The sequence below is a fragment of the Fructobacillus fructosus KCTC 3544 genome, from assembly GCF_001438695.1.
Classification (GTDB): Bacteria; Bacillota; Bacilli; order Lactobacillales; family Lactobacillaceae; genus Fructobacillus; species Fructobacillus fructosus.
The window spans coordinates 4422-9235 of record NZ_JQBH01000009.1 but is presented as its reverse complement, the minus strand read 5'-3'; the positions used below and the strand labels follow the sequence as shown (position 1 = coordinate 9235).

Here is a 4814-nt window from a genome sequence, read left to right as displayed (position 1 = left end):
GGTTACCACCTTTTCGGCCATTTTCTAGGATTCCTAGAGAATGGCCTTTTTTGTTTGCAAACGTTGATATGTAGCGGTTTGTTTGCATTTTTCAATTGTCGTCAGATTACCTAAGCTTACGTCAGTTTTCATACTATTTAGACCAAATTTAGACCAAAATAAACTCTCGTAAACTGAAGTAAACTGGCTTATTTGAGCGTTTGTTAGCTGTTAGATAATTATTGGAAAAATTATTTAGACCAATAAAAAAGGAAGGACTAAAATCCTTCCAGGAGTGATATCGTTTTATCTCGCTCACTGGTACGCTTGTCATCCAATAAGTGAGCATAAGTACGAAGCGTTATATTAACACCAGAGTGCCCTAGACGCTCGCTGACGTATTGTAAAGCTATGTCATTAGCAAGTAGATAAGAAGCGTGTGTGTGCCTTAAGGCATGGAATGTGACGGTTTTAGAGTTGTCACCAAGTAACTTGGCTAATTTTTTATTGCAAGCATTATTAGTTGGGGGCATTTTGTCATCATACGTGAATGCAAAGTTTTTTCCAAAATGCCAATCTTCGGCCATATCAAAGAATTTTTTTGGCATATCAATGGTTCGAACGGAATAAGGAGTCTTTGTTTTCTTGATTTCCCGATCAGTTGCTTGCCATGCTTTATTGATTGTTAGGGTGTGATTTTTGAAATCGAAGTCTCCTTTAGTAAGTGCCGCTATTTCAGAATAGCGACAACCAGAGTAAATACCAGTTAATATCATGTGAGAGGTGACATCGTCAGACTCCATGGCGTTCTTCTTTAACGATTCAAGCTCATCGTTTTCAAGAAATTTAAGAGACTTATCTTTCGCTGGAATAGCAGAATAGCTTTTTGTGCTTCTGGTAAAATCACGGCCGATATATTCTTCATCAACAGCGTAGATAACAAATTGCTGAATTACGTTCTTAACTTTTGACACGGTGATCATGGCATGCGTTTTTCCATAGTCATTGATTGCACGTTGGAACATTGATGCCCTAATTTCTGAGACTTTCATATCATTGAAGTACTTATTTATAAGGTTAAGTCCTTGTTTGTAGGTGCTCTTAGAGTTTGTTTCAAGTTGAGGCTCTTTAAATGTTTCGAACCATGACCAATATAAATCAGAAAACAGGCCATCACGAATATTCATGCGATCATGGTATTTTTCGTGTTCCTGTTCATTAGCCCACTCCAAGGCTTCTTTTTTGGTTTTGAATGAACCCTTAGATTTTTGTCGAAATGTGCCGTTTTCTTTAAAGCTAACTCTGGCACGCCATTTATTTCCTCTTTTTTCAAAAGTTGCCATGTTTTCCTCCTTTTTGGCACAAATAAAAAGGCCTGTGGCCTTAAATGTGTATGTACGCCCAAATGGGCATTGTTTACTTTAGTCCAGTTGATGCAGATGAATAAAGAAGATATGATCCATCGTTTGCCTTCATAAATTGAAGCGTGACATTTGAACCAGCAGAACCATTAGTATTTGACCACATAACGGTCTTAGTGTCCATGTTGTTAACAGTTGCTTCAGTAGTAGTAGAAGGCTTTCCATACTTGTCAGTTAGGTCAGATAACTTATCACCACCTTCAGCACCAGCCATCATGTCACCCTTTTTGAGTGCATCAAAATCAGCTTGCGTCCACTTAGTTGCTGTTGTCTTCGAATCAGACTTTGATGTACTTGTTGCGTTATCAACGGCCTTATCCCAAGCCTTTGAATATGATGACTGTGTTACCAATACGATAACGATAGCAACAACAGACAAAACTAACCCAATAATAGATTTTGTCTTCTTTGACTTTCGGTTAAGCAAAAGTGCGATGATACCCATCACAGCACCAGCAAAAGCAAAAATAGCGGCCAAGTTATTAATGATTGGTACCCATGAAAACGCTAGTCCAATTGAACCAAATACAATTGCTAAGATTGCGAGTGTTTTACGCTCGTTGTTTTTGTTCTCTTCCATTTTGAAGAAGCTCCTCTAACAGCTTTTAACGTGGTTCCGTCCTGCACGTATATGTACACCGCTAATGCGGTTTATTCACTTAATTCAAGTTCGCCCATACTATCTTCAAAGCTTTCAAGAATATTGTTTTCATTCATGAAAGCTATCCAGCGAATAGCAGCGCCTCTTTTAAGTGATTTGTCACTTTGTAAATTTGAATGTAGGTTGGCGATGACTGCTTCCCACATCTTTTGAGATTCACGCTCTACTTTTTCAGAATTAAAACGTTTTTTAGGTTGTCGCCTTGAGTTTTTATCGTTTTGTTCTTCCCGAGCTTTTTCAATAAAAATATTGTAAGCGCGACAATTTGATTTAATGTATTGATCTAATTCGTCGACGTTCATTATCCATCCTTCTTATAAGACTACGATTCCGAATAGTGACATTTCATGTTCTTCATCAATTGGTAGGTCACTATATTTCTTGTTGAGTGACACAAGACGGCATCCATCGCTGTCCTGCACATACTTTTTAACGTAAGCCTGACCATCATAATCAGCAATGACAATTTGACCTGAACGAGCCTCCTGTGCCTTCTTAACGAAGATGATTTGCTTGTCATCGAAAAGGGGAGTCATTGAGTCACCGTTTACAGTAACGGCAAAATCATGTTCAGGAACTGTACCGTTAAATTCAACTTCTTCCGGTTGATTATCAACCATGTATTCACCAGTACCAGCAGATACGGCACCATATACTTCAACTGTGTTAGACGTTGGCATTTGAACAACTTTGTTCTGCTCATCTAATTGGTTGGTGGCATATTTGTAAACATTCTCCTGGCGGTTATCATTCAATTGGTTATAAACGTTTAACAATTTATCAGAACTATTAGTTCCATCAATAATGTAACTTTTATTGACATGAAAGAAGTCAGATAATTTCTGAATTGCGCCCATTCTGGGTGTCTTGAGTCCTGTTTCCCAATTAGATATTGTTTGCTTTGAATAACCAAGCAACTTAGCTAAATCATCTTGAGTATATCCATGAGAGTTTCTAAGAATAACTATTTGGTTTCCGATTACATTTTCATTCGACATAAAGGTGTCCTTAAAATTTAATTGATTACATATATAGTATATAACATTAGGTTATTTTTTCAAGCATAAAGTTATACAAAAGTTTTATTTTGCTATTGACTATAACTTAAAGTTATACTATCATTGGTTTATCGAAAGGAGGAAGAAACGATGAGCGGATTTCAAATTACATTAGCTGCTGCTCGAAAGAATCGCAGTCTATCACAGAAAGAAGTATCAAACATCTTGAAGGAGAAGTATGGTGTTAAATTATCACGCCAAGCTATCCAACGTTATGAAAAAGACAGTTCAGAAATTTCATTAGCTTTGTCAGAATATCTTTCTGAAATCTATGAAATTCCGAAAGATTATATTTTTTTTGGTAGCGAGTCAACTTTAAGTTATACAAGCTATCAACCAGCATAAAGGAGGCCACATGGCAAACGAAGTAAAGGTTTTTGACAACCTGAAAGTCAAATAGATAGGTAGCTAACAATAATCAGTCAACGAGTGTCCGGCAACAAAAAAACCACCATATAGGTGGCTGTATTACTGGCAGTAGTGATAAAGGAAAAATTATGAAAACAACAATTGATATGTTGATTACACATTATCGAAAAGTTAAAAGAGAAGCTGAGAAGAGAAACAATGAAGAGTATGCCTTGTTGTTGATTAAAAATTCTCGAGAGAATATATCGTTTCAAGGAAGAGCCAATTTTGGAACGTTCATGATTAACTCTGTTCCATACAATGGTTTGCTAGTTTCTCAAATTATACTTGATAACTCATTTGAAGGTGAACTATCAACTTTGCTAGTCGTAAACAAGAGATTATTTACGTTATCTAGTATCCGTGCAGAAAACATTATGAATCTATACGAAATTTAACAACACGCTCAACATAATCGATGGTATGCGTTATTGAATGTTTGTTAGTGCCTTCAAACTTTAAAATATGCTCTTTATAGCTAAAGATACCGTCGAAAGCGATTAATGGGATAGAAAACGACTTATCACCTTTGATTAAACTTTCTTCTAAATAAATGTTTAACAAGTGTAAAGATTGTAGCTCTTCGATTTCTTTTTCGCTTAGGTTAGCATAATTTTCATTTTTCATACCTATCACACCCTTTAGTTATTTCAGATTATTAGATAGTTAGATCAGGTAACTGTCGTTAGAGTTACCTTAAATTAACTTGATGACATTTAAATTAATTTTATCAAAAAGGAGAAGCAAATGAATGAAGTAAAAGCTTTCAACTTTGAAAGTAACGAAGTACGCACAGTACTTATTGATAACGAACCATGGTTCGTTGGTAAAGATGTAGCGGAAACATTGGGTTATTCAAAATCACGCAATGCAATTAACAAACATGTTGATGAAGATGACGCCCTAAAACAGGGCGTCACAGATAACTTGGGTCGGACACAAGAAACAACGTTGATTAATGAATCTGGTGTTTATGCTCTTATCTTTGGTAGCAAGTTAGATAGCGCAAAGCGGTTCAAGAAATGGGTCACATCAGAAGTCCTGCCAAGCATTCGCAAGACTGGTAGCTATTCAGTTCAGCCAATGGATGACTTCGACAAGATTGCATTGATTGCCCAAGGGACAACCAAGCTTAAGGAACAGGTACATGGTATCGAAACAAAAGTAGATACATATATCGAAAATCAAGTAATCACGGCCACTGATAGCAACGCTATTGCACGAGCAGTATCTAAACGTGTTCATCAGTATGGAGCTCTACATCATATCGATCGTGACGAACGTGGT

The 4814-nt window shown here is 36.6% G+C and carries 8 protein-coding genes; 3 read left to right on the top strand and 5 right to left on the bottom strand.

Annotated features, from left to right (window positions below; genetic code table 11):
- Window positions 1-257: 257 nt before the first annotated feature.
- The 4 genes from IV71_RS05005 to IV71_RS04990 all read right to left on the bottom strand — a co-directional run bounded on the left by IV71_RS05005 (window position 258) and on the right by IV71_RS04990 (window position 3059).
- Entirely contained in the window at window positions 258-1322 is a 1065-nt protein-coding gene (locus IV71_RS05005; RefSeq protein WP_010691986.1) for a site-specific integrase, read from the bottom strand.
- Window positions 1323-1395: 73 nt separating this feature from the next.
- The gene (locus tag IV71_RS05000) at window positions 1396-1980 is read right to left on the bottom strand and encodes a DUF4190 domain-containing protein (RefSeq protein WP_010691985.1); all 585 of its coding nucleotides are present in this window, start codon (window positions 1978-1980) and stop codon (window positions 1396-1398) included.
- Window positions 1981-2051: 71 nt separating this feature from the next.
- Window positions 2052-2363 (bottom strand): hypothetical protein, encoded by a 312-nt coding sequence (locus IV71_RS04995; RefSeq protein ID WP_010691984.1) that lies wholly within the window; start codon window positions 2361-2363, stop codon window positions 2052-2054.
- Between the two features lie 12 nt (window positions 2364-2375).
- Window positions 2376-3059: a helix-turn-helix domain-containing protein gene (locus IV71_RS04990; protein WP_029489928.1), complete on the bottom strand. Its 684-nt coding sequence runs from the start codon at window positions 3057-3059 to the stop codon at window positions 2376-2378.
- Window positions 3060-3209: 150 nt separating this feature from the next.
- Here IV71_RS04990 and IV71_RS04985 point away from each other — a divergent pair, with 150 nt between their 5' ends.
- Both IV71_RS04985 and IV71_RS04980 read left to right on the top strand, forming a co-directional pair.
- Window positions 3210-3464 (top strand): helix-turn-helix transcriptional regulator, encoded by a 255-nt coding sequence (locus tag IV71_RS04985; protein WP_010691982.1) that lies wholly within the window; start codon window positions 3210-3212, stop codon window positions 3462-3464.
- 152 nt (window positions 3465-3616) lie between these two features.
- A complete protein-coding gene (locus IV71_RS04980; RefSeq protein WP_010691981.1) occupies window positions 3617-3925 on the top strand; it encodes a hypothetical protein in 309 nt (102 codons plus the stop codon).
- On the opposite strand, the gene IV71_RS04975 is transcribed toward IV71_RS04980, so the two are convergent.
- Complete coding sequence (locus tag IV71_RS04975; RefSeq protein ID WP_010691980.1) at window positions 3903-4154, bottom strand: hypothetical protein; 252 nt, start codon at window positions 4152-4154, stop codon at window positions 3903-3905. The two genes, IV71_RS04980 and IV71_RS04975, sit on opposite strands and share 23 nt — an antisense overlap.
- A gap of 120 nt (window positions 4155-4274) precedes the next feature.
- Between IV71_RS04975 and IV71_RS08295 the strand changes: the two genes are divergently transcribed.
- The coding region (locus IV71_RS08295; RefSeq protein WP_056995030.1) for a BRO-N domain-containing protein at window positions 4275-4814 on the top strand (540 nt) is incomplete at its 3' end.

Excerpts from the sequence above, each read along its gene's own strand:
- IV71_RS05005 (WP_010691986.1), bottom strand. The coding sequence starts at position 1,322 with ATGGCAACTTTTGAAAAAAGAGGAAATAAATGGCGTGCCAGAGTTAGC.
- IV71_RS05000 (WP_010691985.1), bottom strand. The coding sequence starts at position 1,980 with ATGGAAGAGAACAAAAACAACGAGCGTAAAACACTCGCAATCTTAGCA.
- IV71_RS04995 (WP_010691984.1), bottom strand. The coding sequence starts at position 2,363 with ATGAACGTCGACGAATTAGATCAATACATTAAATCAAATTGTCGCGCT.
- IV71_RS04990 (WP_029489928.1), bottom strand. The coding sequence starts at position 3,059 with ATGTCGAATGAAAATGTAATCGGAAACCAAATAGTTATTCTTAGAAAC.
- IV71_RS04985 (WP_010691982.1), top strand. The coding sequence starts at position 3,210 with ATGAGCGGATTTCAAATTACATTAGCTGCTGCTCGAAAGAATCGCAGT.
- IV71_RS04980 (WP_010691981.1), top strand. The coding sequence starts at position 3,617 with ATGAAAACAACAATTGATATGTTGATTACACATTATCGAAAAGTTAAA.
- IV71_RS04975 (WP_010691980.1), bottom strand. The coding sequence starts at position 4,154 with ATGAAAAATGAAAATTATGCTAACCTAAGCGAAAAAGAAATCGAAGAG.